Source organism: Acuticoccus sp., assembly GCF_965213555.1.
Taxonomy (GTDB): domain Bacteria; phylum Pseudomonadota; class Alphaproteobacteria; order Rhizobiales; family Amorphaceae; genus Acuticoccus.
Map to the genome: position 1 here is coordinate 3,706,642 of NZ_OZ243890.1, position 15,687 is coordinate 3,722,328.

At 70.9% G+C, this 15,687-nt stretch carries 13 protein-coding genes and 1 pseudogene; 9 read left to right on the plus strand and 5 right to left on the minus strand.

Features of this window, described 5'->3' with window-relative positions:
- Positions 1–9: 9 nt before the first annotated feature.
- Positions 10–1,053, minus strand: coding sequence for a TRAP transporter substrate-binding protein DctP (dctP, locus tag ACOOE8_RS17320; protein ID WP_420392649.1), 1,044 nt, complete (start codon positions 1,051–1,053; stop codon positions 10–12).
- A gap of 290 nt (positions 1,054–1,343) precedes the next feature.
- Between dctP and ACOOE8_RS17325 the strand changes: the two are divergent.
- Both ACOOE8_RS17325 and ACOOE8_RS17330 read left to right on the plus strand, forming a co-directional pair.
- Positions 1,344–2,446: pseudogene (locus ACOOE8_RS17325) on the plus strand (ABC transporter substrate-binding protein).
- A 32-nt stretch (positions 2,447–2,478) separates the two neighbouring features.
- A complete protein-coding gene (locus ACOOE8_RS17330; RefSeq protein WP_420392650.1) occupies positions 2,479–4,011 on the plus strand; it encodes a class I adenylate-forming enzyme family protein in 1,533 nt (510 codons plus the stop codon).
- 4 nt (positions 4,012–4,015) lie between these two features.
- Here the strand turns inward: ACOOE8_RS17330 and ACOOE8_RS17335 are convergent, their stop codons facing one another.
- The gene (locus tag ACOOE8_RS17335) at positions 4,016–5,512 is read right to left on the minus strand and encodes an acetyl-CoA acetyltransferase (protein WP_420392651.1); all 1,497 of its coding nucleotides are present in this window, start codon (positions 5,510–5,512) and stop codon (positions 4,016–4,018) included.
- A 166-nt stretch (positions 5,513–5,678) separates the two neighbouring features.
- Between ACOOE8_RS17335 and ACOOE8_RS17340 the strand changes: the two genes are divergently transcribed.
- From ACOOE8_RS17340 to ACOOE8_RS17370, 7 genes are read left to right on the plus strand one after another with little or no spacing between them, the layout of a single operon-like run.
- Positions 5,679–7,040 carry an MmgE/PrpD family protein gene (locus ACOOE8_RS17340; protein WP_420392652.1) on the plus strand — a complete coding sequence of 454 codons (1,362 nt, stop codon included), beginning with the start codon at positions 5,679–5,681 and terminating at the stop codon, positions 7,038–7,040.
- Entirely contained in the window at positions 7,037–7,528 is a 492-nt protein-coding gene (locus ACOOE8_RS17345) for a MaoC family dehydratase (protein ID WP_420392653.1), read from the plus strand. The genes ACOOE8_RS17340 and ACOOE8_RS17345 overlap by 4 nt, the downstream gene beginning before the upstream one ends.
- Complete coding sequence (locus tag ACOOE8_RS17350) at positions 7,525–8,772, plus strand: acyl-CoA dehydrogenase family protein (protein ID WP_420392654.1); 1,248 nt, start codon at positions 7,525–7,527, stop codon at positions 8,770–8,772. Before ACOOE8_RS17345 ends, ACOOE8_RS17350 begins: the two co-directional genes overlap by 4 nt.
- Positions 8,769–9,269, plus strand: coding sequence for a MaoC family dehydratase (locus ACOOE8_RS17355; RefSeq protein WP_420392655.1), 501 nt, complete (start codon positions 8,769–8,771; stop codon positions 9,267–9,269). The genes ACOOE8_RS17350 and ACOOE8_RS17355 overlap by 4 nt, the downstream gene beginning before the upstream one ends.
- Positions 9,266–10,489 carry a CaiB/BaiF CoA transferase family protein gene (locus ACOOE8_RS17360; protein ID WP_420392656.1) on the plus strand — a complete coding sequence of 408 codons (1,224 nt, stop codon included), beginning with the start codon at positions 9,266–9,268 and terminating at the stop codon, positions 10,487–10,489. The genes ACOOE8_RS17355 and ACOOE8_RS17360 overlap by 4 nt, the downstream gene beginning before the upstream one ends.
- A gap of 25 nt (positions 10,490–10,514) precedes the next feature.
- Positions 10,515–11,426 (plus strand): HpcH/HpaI aldolase/citrate lyase family protein, encoded by a 912-nt coding sequence (locus ACOOE8_RS17365; RefSeq protein ID WP_420392657.1) that lies wholly within the window; start codon positions 10,515–10,517, stop codon positions 11,424–11,426.
- Complete coding sequence (locus ACOOE8_RS17370) at positions 11,426–12,214, plus strand: SDR family NAD(P)-dependent oxidoreductase (RefSeq protein ID WP_420392658.1); 789 nt, start codon at positions 11,426–11,428, stop codon at positions 12,212–12,214. The genes ACOOE8_RS17365 and ACOOE8_RS17370 overlap by 1 nt, the downstream gene beginning before the upstream one ends.
- A 7-nt stretch (positions 12,215–12,221) precedes the next feature.
- Here the strand turns inward: ACOOE8_RS17370 and ACOOE8_RS17375 are convergent, their stop codons facing one another.
- From ACOOE8_RS17375 to ACOOE8_RS17385, 3 genes are read right to left on the minus strand one after another with little or no spacing between them, the layout of a single operon-like run.
- Positions 12,222–13,496 (minus strand): MFS transporter, encoded by a 1,275-nt coding sequence (locus ACOOE8_RS17375; RefSeq protein WP_420392659.1) that lies wholly within the window; start codon positions 13,494–13,496, stop codon positions 12,222–12,224.
- 12 nt (positions 13,497–13,508) lie between these two features.
- Entirely contained in the window at positions 13,509–14,888 is a 1,380-nt protein-coding gene (locus tag ACOOE8_RS17380; RefSeq protein ID WP_420392660.1) for a TRAP transporter large permease, read from the minus strand.
- A complete protein-coding gene (locus ACOOE8_RS17385; RefSeq protein ID WP_420392661.1) occupies positions 14,878–15,672 on the minus strand; it encodes a TRAP transporter small permease in 795 nt (264 codons plus the stop codon). The genes ACOOE8_RS17380 and ACOOE8_RS17385 overlap by 11 nt, the downstream gene beginning before the upstream one ends.
- Positions 15,673–15,687: the final 15 nt, after the last annotated feature.

Below are 15,687 nucleotides of genomic sequence, written 5' to 3' on the forward strand. Positions count from 1 at the left end.
GGCGGCGCGCTACTCGGCGCGGCCGAGGTCGGCGAGGAACGCGTTGAGCATCTCGACGCCGCGCCGCGGAAGGTCGCCCTCCTCGGCGTAGGCCTGCCAGAGGGAACGCGCCTCGCCCTCCATCTCGACCCACACGTCGTCCGGGATGGTCACCACCTCGACGCCGGCCGCCTTCATCTCCTCGAGCGCCTTGGCGTCGCGCTCGATGGCGATGGCGAGGTACTCGAGGGAGGAGCGGATGGCGGCCTCCTCCAGGATCGCCTTCAGGTCGTCGGGGAGCCCCTCCCACGCCGCCTGGTTCACCGCGAAGAAGTTGTTGGGCACCGGCATCGCGGAGGGTTGCACGTAGTACTTCGCCACCTCGTGGAACGAGGAGTTGAAGTTGCCTGCCGGGCTCGACCAGCGCGCCGCATCGATGACGCCGGTCGCGAGCGCGGTGTAGATCTCGCCCCCGCCCATGAAGACCGGGCTCGCCCCCATCGCCGCGAACCAATCCGCCTCGATGCCGAAGGCGCGAACCTTCAGGCCGTCGAAGTCCTCCGCCGAGGTGATCGGCGTCTTCGACATGAGGTCCCACGAGGAGGAGAGCTGCGGGCCGAGGTAGTACACGCCGAACGGCGCGTAGGCCTCGCGCGCAAGCTCCAGGAAGCCCTGGCGGTAGAAGAAGTTGTAGCGCTCCACCGGCGTGCGCAGGGAACCGGGCACGCCGGTCTCCAAAATGGCTATGGGACCGACCTTGCCCGAGTAGTAACCCCCCGTGAGGAGCGCCATCTCGGTGACGCCCGCGCCGACGGCCTCGAGCCCGTCGGCCACGGGGTAGAGCGCGCCGACGGGGTAGACCTCGAACGCCATACGCCCGCCCGACATGCGCGACGCGGTGTCGGCGAACCCCTCGCGCAGCGCCACCTGCCCGGGATCGCCCTCGTTGAGGTTCGACTGGATGCGCCAGGTGTACTCCTGCGCGACGGCGGTCTCACCTCCATGGGCGACGAGCGCCAGGACGGCTCCGAAGGCGAGGCTCAAGGGGCGGCATACGAACGACGTCGTGGACATCGGCGGCTCCAGGGTTGGCGGGTTGCGGTCGGTCGACCGCGAGGGTGCGCGCCGCACCGGGCGACGGTCAAGGCGGCGCTGCAGCGGGTCAAGCACGTCCCGGGCCAACCCGTCCTCCTCACGCCGGCGATGGCGTCTTGCGGCCTGCCGTACTACGCCGGTGCCGGGACAGGACGACAGGGAGGGATCCCATGACGCGCACCCTACTGGCGGCGATGCTCGCCCTCGCTTCGACCGCGGCGATGGCCGAGGTCAGCGGCGGCGCCGTGAAGGTGGTCGTGCTCACGGACATGACGTCGGGCTACGCGCCGACCTCCGGCCAAGGGTCGGTGACGGCGGCCGAGCTCGCGGTGGAGGACTTCGGCGGCACCGTCGACGGCGCGCCCATCGAGGTCGTCTCGGTGGACCACCAGAACAAGGTCGACGTCGGAGCGCTCCAGGCGGGCGAGCTCATCGACACCGGCGGGGCGGACCTCTTCGTCGACATCTCCAACTCCGCGGTCAGCCTTGCGGTGCAGGACATCGTGCGCGAGGCGGACAAGACGGTGATCCACGTCGGCTCGGCGACGGCGGCGCTCTACGGCGAGGGCTGCTCGCCCAACGGCGGGCTGTGGCTCTACGACACCTACGCGCTCGCGCAGGGGATCGCGAAGGCCATCGTCGCGGAGGGCGGCGACAGCTGGTACTTCATCACCGCGGACTACGCCTTCGGCCACGCCATGGAGGAGGCCGTGCGCGACGTCATCGCCGTGGCGGGCGGCGAGACGCTCCGCTCGGTGCGCCACCCCGTCAACAACACGGACTACGCCTCCTTCATCCTGTCCGCGCAGTCCTCCGGCGCGAAGGTCATCGGCCTCGCGAACGCCTCCGGCGACACGGTGAACGCGCCGAAGCAGGCCGGCGAGTTCGGCGTGACGCAGGCCGGGCAGAAGCTCGCCGCGCTCATCTTCTACGTCCAGTCCGCCAAGGCGGTGGGGCCTGAGGAGGCGCAGGGCCTGCAGTTCCTCACCGGGTACTACTGGGACCGCGACGAGCGAGCCGCGACTTCGCGGCGCGCTTCGGCGAGCGCATGGGTGGCGCCGTCCCCTCCCAGGCCCAGGCGGGCGTCTACAGCGCGGTGATGCACTTCCTGAAGGCGGTCGAGGCGGCGGGGTCGGACGCGGGCGGCGCGGTGATGGCGACGATGAAGCTGCCCGTCGACGACGTGTTCGCCGACAACGCCAAGCTGCGCGAGGACGGGCGCCTCATGAAGGACCTCTTCCTCGTCGAGGTGAAGGCGCCGGCCGAGGTCACCGGCGAGTGGGACCTCCTCAAGGTGATCCGCCGCGTGCCTGCGGCGGAGATCGTCCGGCCGCTCGAGGAGGGCGGTTGCCCCTTGGTGGAGAAGTCCTGACAACCGTTGGCCGGGGAGGCGCGGAGGCTCCAATGTTTGACGACGTGAACCTCCTCCTGCCCGACGTGTGGGCCGGGCACGCGCGGCGCCGGCCCGACCGCCTCGCCGTGGTGTGCGGCGGGACGCGGCGAACCTGGCGCGACTTCAACGCCAACATGAACCGGCTCGCGAACGCGCTCATCGCCGCCGGCATCGGCCGCGGGGACCGCGTCGCGGTCCTGATGTCGAGCTCGGTGGAGGCGGTCGAGGCGATGTTCGGCGTCGTCAAGGCGGGCGCCTGCCTGGTGCCCTCGTCCAGCCTGGTCACCGCGGACCAGCTCGCCGGGCTCCTCGCGGACGCCGGGGCACGCGCCATCATCGCGTCCGAGGACCTCTGCCACCTCGTCGACCCCGTTCGCGACCGCGTGCCGAGCCTCGCCTTGCTCGTCGGCGTCGGCTTCGAGGGCGGTGGGTGGCGCTCCCTCGCCGCCTTCACCGAGGGCGCGTCGCAGGAGGAGCCCGCCGTGCCGCTCGCGATGGAGGACGTCTTCTCCATCATGTACTCCTCGGGCACCACGGGGCTGCCCAAGGGCATCGTCCACACCCACAAGGCACGGCAGTACTTCTGCGTCTCCAACGCCGTCGAGATGCGGTACGACGAGACGGCGCGCTCGCTGGTCTCCACCGCGCTCTACACGGCCGGGACCTGGCTGATGGTGCTCCCGCCGCTGTTCTGCGGCGGCACGCTGCACATCCTGAAGAAGTTCGACGTCGAGGCGCTGCTCGCCACCATCGAGCGCGAGGCGATCACCCACGCCTTCGTGGTGCCGAGCCAGATCGCGATGATCCTCGATGGGGTGCGCCTCGAGGAGCGGGACCTTTCCTCGCTCAAGGTCGTGCTGTCGGCGGGCTCGCCGCTGCGGCCCGACCTAAAGCGCAAGGTCCTGTCCCACCTCGGGCACGCCTTCTTCGAGCTCTACGGCTACACCGAGGGGATCGCGACGCTGCTCAAGCCGGAGGATCACGCCACCAAGGCGGACACGGTCGGGATGCCGATCATCGGGCAGAGCGTCCGGATCGTGGATCTGGAGGACCGACCGTGCCGCGCTGGCGAGCCGGGCGAGGTCGTCGGCCACTGTCCCGGGCTGCTGCGCGAGTACCACGACAGGCCCGCCGAGACCGCGGCGGCGCTGTGGCGGGACGAGCGCGGACGCTCCTTCGTGCGCTCGGGGGACATCGGTCGCATGGACGAGACGGGGTTCCTCACCATCGTCGACCGCAAGAAGGACATGATCATCTCCGGCGGTCTCAACATCTACCCGGCCGACATGGAGCCCGTCGTGGCGGGCCACCCCGACGTGCTCGACGTCGCCATCGTCGGCGTGCCGCACGAGAAGTGGGGGGAGACGCCGGTCGCGATCATCGTGCCGCGCGGGACGGCGTCGGAGGAGGACGTGCTCGCCTGGTCCAACGCGCGGCTCGCCAAGCACCAGCGCCTGTTCCGCGTCGTGACCCGCGCCGAGCTGCCGCGCAACGCGCTGGGGAAGGTGCTGAAGCGCGAGCTGCGCGAGGAGCTCGCCGGCTGACCCGTCAGAGGGCGAAGCGCGGCGTTCCAGTGCCGCACTCCTCCAGCCGGCCGGTGCGGCCGATGGGCCAGTCGTCCGGCGCGGCGAAGGCGGCGAGGGTCGCAGGGTCGTCGGCGTCGCAGCGGGCGACGACGCGGGCCTCGCCGGCGCGGGCGAACACCACGGCGAACTCCGGCTCGCCGGAGCGGGCGTAGCCTACCGTGTAGGTCTCCACCTCCGCCGCGCCGCGTCGGTCCTGGTCGATGGGCGGCACCGGCCCGCGACGGGCGTCGGCGACCGCCTGGGCGTCCGCGTCGATCGCGAACGGACGCCGCGGCGGCGTGCGCGACAGCACGGCGGTCTGGTGCTTGGTGACGAACTCACCCTGTCCGTAGAGCAGCCCCGCGCCATCGGCCTGGCGCAGCCAGCGCACCATCGCCGCGGCGGCGTGCGTCATGTAGTCGTTGAGCGGCGCGCCGAAGAAGGTGAGGCCGCCGGTCACCGTCGGCTCGACGTCCGCGCCGAGGCCGAGCGTGCGGCGGGCCATCTTGGGCACGCACGGGAAGCAGCTGTAGAGCTCGAGGTGCTCGAGCGCGTCGCCGTTGTCCTCTGCGACGCGCTGGGCGGCCTGAAGCGTCGCGTCCATGGCGGTCGAGTGGTGGTAGGCGTTGCGCCGCGTAAAGTCGCGCGGCTCGTCCGCGCCGGCGCCGCCGAGGACGAACACGAGGCGATCGTCGCCGACCCCGGCGGCCTTGGCGAGGTCGTGCCGCGTCAGGATGAGCGCGGCGCCCTGGTTCACGTTGGGGTTCGCCACCATCAGCTTGGTGTAAGGGCCGGCGACCCTGCGGTTGGAGGGCGTCGGCTCGGCGATCTCCTGCACGCTCGCGCCGCGGCGGATCCAGGCGGCCGGGTTCTGCTCCGCGCTCGCGGCGAAGCGGGACCACAGCGCGGCGCTTTCGGCGGTCGCCTCGGCCGGGGACTGGCCCCAGGCGGCCGCGCTCGCCGCCTCGTAGAACGGGTACACGATGAGCGGCGTCGTCAGCCCGTTCGCGACGACTGCGCGATGGAACAGCGCCTTGAAGTCGAGCCGCCTGCGCGGCGGACCGGCGGGCGACCAGGGCAGGGCGATGCCGGAGCGGCTCGCCCGTAGCACGGTGTCGGCGGCCTCCGCCCCGACGATCGCCGCGACCTCGGCCTCGCCCGAGGCGATCCTGCCGGCAGCCTCGTTGAGGAAGCGGATCGGCGTCTCTCCGCCCACCTCGCCGTACGTCCTCGTGCGGGGAGCGGCGTCGATCAAACTGCACAGCCGGGCGACGGGGTCGACCGTGGACCAGCTCACCGAGTTCACCACGTTCAGCGTGTCGAGCCTTGCAAGCCAGCCCCCACCGGCGTCGGCGTCGGCACGGCGGAGCGCCTCCGCCATCAATGCGAGGGGTTCGCGCCCGTCGCCCGGGTCGTCGGTGCGCTCGGTCACCTCGCCGACGCCGACGAGGACCGGCGTCGCGTCGCGCCAACCTGCCATGCCACCCCTCCCGTCCCGGGTCGTGAGCCAGTCCGCCCGACGCGCCTCGTCCTACCCACGATCAGCGAGGGACGAGCATCACCAGCGTGATCGTTGGCATCGCCTGCTTGATGGTCCAGCATGGCTGCCCGAATGTCGATCGCCGAGCGCGGGGGAGGTCGGGACCATGGCACAGGTGCAGCTGGCGACCGAGGCGGAGGAGACCACCCGAGCGCTCGCGGCCTGGATCGCCGGGGCGGCGAACGACGCGCCCTCGCCGTCCGCGCTCGCCTGGGCCCGCCACGCCCTCCTCGACTGGCTCGCGGTGACCATCGCCGGCACCGCCGAGCCCGTCGCCGAGATCGTGCGCGCCGAGCACGCGGGGCGGGACGACGACCGGTGCACGCTCATCGGCACGGGCAAGCGCGCCCGCCCGGCGGACGCCGCGCTCGTCAACGGCACGACGGGTCACGCCCTCGACTACGACGACGTCAACGCTGCGATGATGGGGCATCCGACCGCCGCGGTCGCGCCGGCGGTGCTGGCGCTCGCCGAGCTCGAGGACGCCCGTGGCGACGAACTCCTCGCCGCCATAGTCGTGGGGCACGAGGTGTGCGCGGCGCTCGGCGCGATGGTCGGCCGCGAGCACTACGAGCGGGGCTTCCACGCCACCGGCACCGTCGGCACGTTCGGCGCGGCCGCCGCCTGCGCCGCGCTCCTCAAGCTCGACGCGGACCGCACGGAGGCCGCGCTCGGCCTCGCCGCGACGCAGGCCGCGGGGCTGAAGGCGATGTTCGGCACCATGGCCAAGCCCTTCCATGCCGGACGGGCGGCGATGAGCGGGCTGATGGCCGCGCGCCTTGCTGCCCGCGGCCTCACCGCGCGCGAGGGGGCGGTGACGCGTCGACAAGGGTTCGCGGCCACCCAGTCGTCGAGCTTCGCCGCGCAACCCGTGCGGCCCGACCCGGGTGCGCCGTTCGCGGTGGAGGCGACGCTCTTCAAGTACCACGCCGCGTGCTACCTCACGCACTCCGCCATCGAGGCGGTGCGCACGGTGCGCGAGCGCGAGGGCCTGTCGCTCGATGGGGTGGCGCGGATGACGATCTACGCACCGCACAGCCACCGCGACGTGTGCGACATCCTCGAGCCGGGCACGGGGCTCGAGGTCAAGTTCTCCATCCGCCACCTCGCCGCGCTCGCCCTCGACGGCGCCGACACCGCGGACCTCGCGCTGTACACTGACGCGGTGGCCCAGGACCCAAGGCTCGGCGAGGCGCGGGCGAGGATCGCCTTCGAGGGGCGCGAGCTCGCCCAGCGCCACGCCGCCGCGGTCGCCATCGAGACGACGGACGGTCGCACGCTGGTCCAGGAGTGCAACGTCGGCGTCCCGGCGGACGACGTTCCGGCCCAGTGGGAGCGGCTTTGCGGCAAGGCGCGGACCCTGGCAGCGCCCATCCTCGGGGCGGCGCGCACCGACGCCCTGATCGAGGCGGTCGACGGGTTGGAGGGAGCGCCCGACCTTCGCGTGCTGATGGACGCGGCGCGATGAACGACACCGTCGCGCGGCTGAAGCGCGAGGCGGTCCCCTGGCCGCGCGGCAACCGATACGAGGACTTCGCCCTCGGCCGCACCTTCGAGCACCACTGGGGCCGCACCCTCAGCCACGTCGATTCGACCCTCTTCACCACGCTGACCATGCACTACAACCCGCAGTACACGAACGCGGTCGCAGCGCAGGCGCTCGGCCATCCGGTGTCGCCGATCAACCCGTTCCTGGTGTTCAACACCGTGTTCGGGCTCTCGGTGGAGGACCTGTCGGAGGGCGGCGGCCCCTTCCTCGGCGTCAACAAGCTGACGTTCGGCGCGGCGGTCTACCCCGGCGACACCCTGTCGGCGCGTTCCACCGTCACCGCCGCGCGGCTCAGCGAGAAGCGTGAGGGCTACGGCATCGTCACCTGGCACACCGTGGGCACCAACCAGAATGGCGACACTGTGATCGAGTACGAGCGATCCAACCTTGTGAGGACACGCCAATGACGACCTCGGCGGACGGACGGGGCTACCTCACCGACGAGCGGATCATGATCCGCGACGCGGCGCGTGAGTTCACCATGGCGGAGGTGCTGCCCGTCGCCAACGAGCTTGACGGGCCGGACGGCGAGATCCCCATGGGGCTGCGCGCCAAGATGGCGGACATGGGCTACTTCGGCATCACCGTGCCGGAGGAGTACGGTGGCCTCGGGCTCGGCAACTTCGAGTACTGCCTGATCTGCGAGCAGCTCGCACGGGGCTGGATGTCAGTCGCCTCGCTGGTCGCCCGCGCCCAGGGCGGCTGGATCAAGTCGGTGATGAGCGAGGACTTCAAGCGGGAGTACCTGCCGAAGGTCGTCTCGGGCGACTTCCTGAACGCCTCGGCGCTGTCGGAGCCGGGCACCGGGTCGGACCTTGCCTCGATCTCCTGCCGTGCGGTGCGGCGCGGCGACGAGTGGGTGATCACCGGAAACAAGTACTGGTGCACCTTCGCGGACGCGGCGGACTACCTCATCGTGTTCGCGCGCACGTCCGAGCCGTCGGGCCCGACGAAGCGATGGGAAGGCATCTCCTGCTTCCTCATCCACAAGGAGCGCGGCAGCTTCCCTGCGGGGATCACCGGCCAGCCGATCCCCAAGATCGGCTACTTCGGCTGGAAGACCTACGAGCTCTCGTTCGACGAGCACCGCGTGCCCGCCGACCAGCTCATGGGGGAGGAGGGGCGCGCGTTCCTGATCATGGCCCGCGGGCTGGAGGGGGCCCGCGCGCACACCGCCGCTCGCGCCATCGGCCTTGCCCAGGGCGCGCTCGAGGACTCCATCGACTACGCCAAGGAGCGGCGCCAGTTCGGCCTGCCCATCGGCGAGTTTCAGGCGATCCGCTTCAAGATCGCCACCATGGCGACGGAGGTGGAGGCGGCGCGCCAGCTGCTCTACTCGGTGTGCGCCAAGATCGACACCGGCGAGCGGTGCGACGCGGAGGCATCGATGGTCAAATACTTCGCCTCCGAGATGGCCGAGCGGGTGACGTCCGAGGCGCTGCAGATCCACGGCGGGGCGGGCTACACCAAGTTGTTCCCCATCGAGCGCTACTGGCGCGACGCGCGGCTGACGAAGATCTTCGAGGGGACGAGCGAGATCCAGCAGCGCATCATCGCCGACAAGCTGCTCGGCAAGTCCCAGGTGGACGCGATGATCGCCGAGCGCGCCTTCGCCGAGCGTTACGGCGGCCTGAAGGAAGCCGCCGAGTGAGCGAGACGGCCGCGCCATCACGCAGCGCCCCAGCGACGAACTTCGCGGAGGACTTCGTGGTCGGCGCGATCTACCGGCACGCGCGGGGCAAGACGGTGACGGAGATGGACAACGTCCTTCTCACCCACCTCGTGATGAACACCGCGGAGGGGCACTTCAACGAGCACCGCATGCGCACCGAGGCGAAGGGCCTGTTCGCCCAGCGCGTGGTGTTCGGCGGGATCAACCTGTCCATGGTCATCGGCCTCGCCGCGCAGGACACCGGCGAAAAGGTGATCCGCGAGCTCGGCCTCGACAAGGTGCGCCTGTCGCACCCGGTGTTCCACGGCGACACGCTCTACGCCTACTCCGAGGTGCTCGACGTGCGCGAGGCGCCGCAGGCGGGGGCGAGCGTCGTCACGTTCAAGCACTACGGCGTCAACCAGGACGACGCGCTGTGCGTCGAGGTGGAGCGCACCGTCCTCATGAAGACGCGCGACTGGCGGCCCGTGGCATGACCGGGCCGCTCGAGGGGCTGACGGTCGTCGACCTCACGCAGATGCTGGCGGGACCGTTCGCCTCCATGCTGCTGGCCGACCAGGGCGCGAGGGTCATCAAGATCGAGCCGCCAGGCGGCGACAACACGCGGCGCATCGGGCCGCACCTGCCGGGCGCGCTCACGATGGAGCAGGGCGGCTACGGCAGCTACTTCGCTTCGATCAACCGCAACAAGGAGTCCATCGTCCTCGACCTCAAGGCGGACGAGGGGCGCGCCGTATTCACCGCGCTGGTGGCCCAGGCCGACGTGGTGATCGAGAACTATCGCGCCGGTGTGATGGAGCGGCTCGGGCTCGGCTACGAGGCCCTCGCGGCGCTGAACCCCAAGCTCGTGGTCGCGGCGCTGCGCGGGTTCGGCGACCCGCGCGGCGGCGAGAGCCCCTACACCAACTGGCCGGCCTACGACCCCGTCGCTCAAGCGATGGGCGGCATCATGGGCGTGACGGGCCCCGTCCCCGGCGGGGCGCCGACCAAGATCGGCCCCGGCGTCGGCGACATCATGCCGGCGATGTTCCTCGCTTATGGCATTGCTTGTGCGGTGTGGCGCGCGGAGCGCACGGGGGAGGGCCAGTTCGTCGACATCGCCATGGTTGACGGCGTCCTCGCGGTGACCGAGCGCATCGTCTACCAGCAGTCGACGACGGGCGTGGCGCCGGCGCCGGAGGGGGACGGGCACCCGCTGTTGTGCCCGTTCGGGCTGTTCAAGGCGAAGGACGGGTTCGTCAGCCTCGGCATCCCGAAGGACGAGTTCTGGCGACCGTTCGCCAAGCTGATCGGCCAGGCCGAGCTCGCCGACGACCCGCGCTACGCGACCAACCTGGAGCGCGTCGCTCGGCGCGAGGAGGTCAACGCGCTCGTCACCGCCTTCACCGTCATGCGGACGAAGTCCGAGCTGGCGGAGATCCTCGGCGGCACCATCCCGTTCGGCCCGGTGCTGCGGGCCGACGAGATCTTCGCCGACCCGCACTTCCGCGCCCGCAACATGCTGGTGGACGTCGACGTGCCCGGCGCCAACCGTCCGCTCACCGTGGCCGGCACCCCCATCAAGATGTCCGCCACGCAGGGGGGCGTGCGCCGCCGCGCCCCGCTCACCGGCGAGGACACCGACACGATCCTCACCGAGCTCGGCTACGACGCGGGCGCCCGCGCGGCGCTGCGCGCGTCGAAGGCCGTCGCCTGAGGCCGGTCCGAACGAAGGAGACGTCATGGTCGATCGCCCCAAGCGCCTGAGGCGCTGCGAGCTCTCCGTCCCCGGATCGAGCGAGAAGATGATGGCGAAGGCCGCCTCGCTCGACGTGGACTACGTCTTCCTCGACCTCGAGGACGCCGTCGCGCCCTCCGCCAAGCGCGAGGCGCGGGGCAAGATCGTCGAGGCGCTGCGCTCCCACGACTGGCGGGCGAAGACGCTCGCGGTGCGCGTCAACGACCTCACCACCGAGTACGCCCACGAGGACATCATCGAGGTGGTGGAGGGCGCCGGCGACCGGCTCGACGTCGTCGTCCTGCCCAAGGCGATGGGCGCGGACGACATCGCCTTCGTCGACAAGCTCCTCGCCATGATCGAGAAGAAGCACAAGCGCACGACGCGCATCGGCCTCGAGGTCCTCATCGAGGAGGTGGAGGCGATGATGCGCGTGGAGGAGATCGCCGCTGCGTCGCCTCGCTTGGAGGCGCTGATCTTCGGGATGGGCGACTACTCGGCGAGCCAGGGCGTCTCCATCAAGGACGTCGGCGGCAACGAGGGCTACCCCGGCGACATCTGGCACTACCAGCGCCAGAAGCTCACCATCGCCGCCCGCGCCCACAAGCTCGACGCGGTCGACGGTCCCTATGCGAACTTCCGCGATCCGGAGGGCTACCGCGAAGAGTGCCGCCGCGCGATGACGCTGGGCATGGTGGGCAAGTGGGCGATCCACCCCTCGCAGGTGGAGACGGCGCAGGACGTCTTCTCTCCGCGCCAGGAGGAGGTCGACCGTGCCCGCGCGATGATGGCGGCCTACGACGAGGCGCTCGCCCGCGGCGAGGGAGCCGTGCAGTACGAGGGCAAGATGATCGACATCGCCTCGGTGCGCATCGTGCGGAACGTCGTCGACCGGGCCGACATGATCGGCATGTGATGGCACACGTCGCGGAACGCTCGTCGGAGCTGCACCCGACGCGGCTCGACGGGCGCGTCGCCATCGTCACCGGCTCCGGCCAGAACATCGGCCGCGCCATCGCGCTTCGCCTCGCCGAGGCCGGCGCCGCGGTCGGTGTCAACGGCGCGACGAGCCGCGAGAAGGTCGACCGGACGGTCGCCGACATCGAGGCCGCCGGTGGCACCGCGGTGGCCGTCATGGCCGACGTGTCCGACCCGGCCGCCGTGGGCCGCATGGTGGACGAGGTCGCCGAGCGCTTCGGCACCGTCGACATCGCCGTCTCCAACGTCGGTCGGCGCCTGCACAAGCCGTTCGAGACGATCACCGTCGAGGACTGGGACTGGGCGATCCGCACGAACCTGTCGTCGTGCTTCTACCTCGCCCACCGCGTCGTGCCCCTCATGAAGGCACGGGGCTGGGGCCGCGTCATCCACATCTCGGGCTACGACGGGTTCACCGGCCACCTCGTCAACCGCGCGTACAACATCGCCGCGAAGTCCGGCATGCACGGCCTGTCGAAGGCGATCGGCAAGGAGCTCGGCCCCTCCGGCATCACCGCGAACACGGTGGTGCCCGGCGCCATCGACACCGAGCGGGACTGGTCGCAGTACCCGAACACGGTGAGGGAGGACGTGATCGCGCGCATCCCCGCGCGCCGCTGGGGCCACGTGGACGACATCGCCTATGCCTGCCTCTACCTGTGCACCACCGGCTCGTTCGTGAACGGCCAGGCGCTCCACCTCAACGGCGGCGAGCACATGTTCTAGCCGGTGCTCAGAGCGACGGATCAGCGTCCGGCGGCCTGTCCGTCGCCCGGCGCTGCTCGAGCCGCGGGGCGAGCGCGATCAGGAACGCCGCGATGGCGAGCTCGGTGATGAGGAGGAGCGTGAAGGGCAGCCGGTACCCGCCGGACAGCTCGATGAGCGACCACACCACGGGTGCGGCGACGGTCCAGCCGAGCGCGGCGTAGGAGAAGCCGCGGCCGTTGTAGTCGCCGACCCGTCCCTCCGGCGCGGCATTCGCGATGGCCGTCATGAACACGGGCGACCACGTGTTCGCAGAGACCCCGGCGACGATCGAGACGAGGACCACGACCCAAGGCGCGGTGTCCGCCGACAGGGCAAGCAGCGCGACGAACGAGGCGGCGCCGAGAAGCGCGATGCCCGCGAGCACGATGAGCGGCGAGCCTGTCATGTCGACGATCCAGCCCACCAGCGGCCGCCCGATGGCTGCGGCGAGAAGCACGTTGGCTAGGAACGCACCGGCGGCGACCTCGCCGTAGCCGAGCCGCTCCAGAAGGTAGAAGTAGGCAAAGCTCGACAATCCGATGTGCGCGATGGCGAAGCCCACCGCGGTGAACGCGAACGCCTGAAGCGGCATCGGCAGCCGGTAGCCGTCGACGAACCGCGCGACGAGGTTGCGTCGTGCGGATGGCTCCGGCGGCGCTGCGCCCGTCTGCCCGGCCGGGATCGTGAACAGCGAGGCGAACATCAGCGTGAGGACGGCCGCGGCGAGCATGAACGCGCTCACGGAGATGACGCCCACCCACCACGCGGTCGCAAGGATCAGCGGCGGCAGGATGCGGCCTGCGAGGACGCCCGCGAAGGACACGCCGGACTGGCGCACCGCCATGTAGAGCCCGCGCCGTGCCAGCGGCGTGCGCGTCGCCACCACCGTCGCCGTCCCCGCCCCATAAACGCCGTAGGCCAGGCCGAAGCCGAAGCTTGCCGCCATCGTCGCGGTCCACGTGCCGAACAGGATGAGGAGGAAGGACGTCGCCATCATGACGAGGGCACCCGTCATCATCGGCACCGCGCCGCAGCGGCGGACGAGGTGCCCCGCGGCGGGGCTCGCCAACGCCACTGCGAGGAAGCAGAAGCTGCCGGAGAAGCCGAAGTCGCGCTCGTCGAGGCCGTTCAGTGCGGCGAGGCTCGGCGCGAACAGCGGCACCGATAGGAAGCCGAGCGAGGCGAGCGTCTGCCCGCAGAACGCCGCCGCCGCGATCTGCCATCCGGCGTGGTCGCGGATGCCGGCCGTCGCCTGTGCCATCGGTCTCCCCCGTCAGCCGCCCGATAGCCAGCGGCCGACGGCCTCCAGCGCGCCGATGTCCTCGGTCCTCAGGTACGAGGTCCAGGCGACGTAGGCGTCGGGAAGGAACAGCGTGATCGCTGGGAACGCAATGAGGAGGCCGAGGGTGAGGACGTCCATGGCGAGGAACCAGAGGACGCCGCGGAAGATCGTCGTGATGGGCACCTCCCGTCCCACCACCGAGGAGATGACGAACACGTTGAACCCGAGCGGCGGCGTGATCAGCCCGATCTCCAGGTACTTGATCATGATGATGCCGAACCAGACGAGCGACACCCCGTAGCCGTCCATCACCGGGGTGATGATGGGCAACGTGATCAGCATGATCTCGATGGGCCCCATGAAGGTGCCGAGGATGATGTAGATCACCGACAGCGCAAGGATCACCGGAGTGGCATGGTCCGACACCGAGGCCGCGAGCTCGGCAAGGTATTGGCCGAGCCCGGACAACGCCATGAAGCGCGTGAACACGAGCGCGCCGAAGATGATGGCGAAGATCGAGGCGGTCTGGCGCAGCGTGTCGAGGAACGCCGAGCGCAGCCGTTCCAACGTGAGCCGACCGGCGAGGAGGGCGATGAGGAAGGCGCCGGCAGCGCCGATGGCGCCCGCCTCCATGGCGGTGAAGAAGCCCGCCATGATGCCGCCCATGACGAGGACGAAGAGGATGAGGATCGCCCACGTCCCCTTGAGCGAACTGAGCTTTTCGCCCCACGAGGTGGGCTCCGCCATGCCGGGGGCGAGGGACGGGTCGAGCCGCGCCCGCGTCAGCACCATCGCGATGTAGATGCCCGCCGACAGGACGCCGGGCACGATGCCGGCGATGAAGAGCACCGCGATCGACTGTTCGGTGAACACCGCGTAGAGGATCATCAGCACCGACGGCGGGATCAGCGAGCCGAGCGTGCCCGACGCGGCGACGACGCCCGTCGCGAGCCCCTTGTCGTAGCCCCGGCGCAGCATCTCGGGGACCGCGATCTTGCCCATCGCCGCGGCCGTCGCGAGGCTCGAGCCCGACACCGCCGCGAACGCCGCGCAGCCCAGCGTGGAGGCCGCGGCAAGCCCGCCCGCCGTGCGCGCGAACCAGATCCGTGCCGTGTCGTAGAGCTCGCGCGTGAAGCCCGCGGCGTAGGTGATGTAGCCCATCAGCATGAAGCTCGGGATGGTCGTCAGGTCGAAGTTGAGCACCATCGAGAATGGGTCGGACTTCAGCACGGCGTCCGCCGCACGGTCCGAGCGCAGCACCGCCACGCCGATCCAGCCGACGGCGAGGAGCGCGACCGCGACCGGGATGCGCAGGAACATGAGGACGATCATCGCAGCGACGCCGAGGACGCCGACGAGCTCACGCTCCATCGCCGACCCTTTCGCGCGGCAGCGCGCTCGCGCGTTCGGACGTCTCCTCCTTGGCGCCGCCGGCGTCGGCGGGCAGCAGCGGAGCGAGGTCGAGCGCGCGCCGCTCCGCGACGAGGGGCAGCGGGCGGATGGCGTCCGCCATCAGGACGGCGGCCTGGGCGTAGATCCGCGCGAGCCACACCGCGATGCCGAGGAAGAAGACGAGCCGCGGCGGCCAGCGCGGCAGCGCGTAGATCGAGCCGTAGGTCTCCTCCAGGAACGCGTCCGCCACCTCGGGGTAGTTCACGAACGTGAAGAGCCCGATGAAGCCGACGCCCAGGAGCGCGCCGAGGAGCCGCAGCGCCCGGTCGACGCGCAGTGGCAGGACCTCGGACAGCGCGGTCACCTCGATGTGCTCGCCGCGCCCCTGCGTGGTGCCGAGCATCACCATGACGAGGCCGACCATCGCCCACTCGGCCAACGTGATGTCGTCGGGGATGGGCACCCACACGTTGCGGCCGACCACCGACAGGAAGGTGATGGCGACGAGCAGCGTGAGGAAGACGCACGCGAGCGCGATGACGACGCCGTCGAGGCGGGCCAGGAGCCCCGCCAGCCGTTGCAGCGCGTCGAGCGCCCAGGGCCTGCCGCTCGCCCACCCGGCCGCGACGACCGTGACGGCGACGCAGAACACGAGGAGGACGTCCAGCACCACGCCGACGCCGAGCGCGATGGCGTGATGGTGGACGCTCCAGTAGGGCGGGGCGTCGCTCAGCGTCCCTAGGGCGACGAGGATCGTCAGCATGGCGATGACGAGCGG

Excerpts from the sequence above, each read along its gene's own strand:
- ACOOE8_RS17345 (WP_420392653.1), top strand. The coding sequence starts at position 7,037 with ATGAACGACACCGTCGCGCGGCTGAAGCGCGAGGCGGTCCCCTGGCCG.
- ACOOE8_RS17370 (WP_420392658.1), top strand. The coding sequence starts at position 11,426 with ATGGCACACGTCGCGGAACGCTCGTCGGAGCTGCACCCGACGCGGCTC.
- ACOOE8_RS17380 (WP_420392660.1), bottom strand. The coding sequence starts at position 14,888 with ATGGAGCGTGAGCTCGTCGGCGTCCTCGGCGTCGCTGCGATGATCGTC.
- ACOOE8_RS17335 (WP_420392651.1), bottom strand. The coding sequence starts at position 5,512 with ATGGCAGGTTGGCGCGACGCGACGCCGGTCCTCGTCGGCGTCGGCGAG.
- ACOOE8_RS17330 (WP_420392650.1), top strand. The coding sequence starts at position 2,479 with ATGTTTGACGACGTGAACCTCCTCCTGCCCGACGTGTGGGCCGGGCAC.
- ACOOE8_RS17340 (WP_420392652.1), top strand. The coding sequence starts at position 5,679 with ATGGCACAGGTGCAGCTGGCGACCGAGGCGGAGGAGACCACCCGAGCG.
- ACOOE8_RS17375 (WP_420392659.1), bottom strand. The coding sequence starts at position 13,496 with ATGGCACAGGCGACGGCCGGCATCCGCGACCACGCCGGATGGCAGATC.
- ACOOE8_RS17385 (WP_420392661.1), bottom strand. The coding sequence starts at position 15,672 with ATGCTGACGATCCTCGTCGCCCTAGGGACGCTGAGCGACGCCCCGCCC.
- ACOOE8_RS17365 (WP_420392657.1), top strand. The coding sequence starts at position 10,515 with ATGGTCGATCGCCCCAAGCGCCTGAGGCGCTGCGAGCTCTCCGTCCCC.
- dctP (WP_420392649.1), bottom strand. The coding sequence starts at position 1,053 with ATGTCCACGACGTCGTTCGTATGCCGCCCCTTGAGCCTCGCCTTCGGA.
- ACOOE8_RS17350 (WP_420392654.1), top strand. The coding sequence starts at position 7,525 with ATGACGACCTCGGCGGACGGACGGGGCTACCTCACCGACGAGCGGATC.
- ACOOE8_RS17360 (WP_420392656.1), top strand. The coding sequence starts at position 9,266 with ATGACCGGGCCGCTCGAGGGGCTGACGGTCGTCGACCTCACGCAGATG.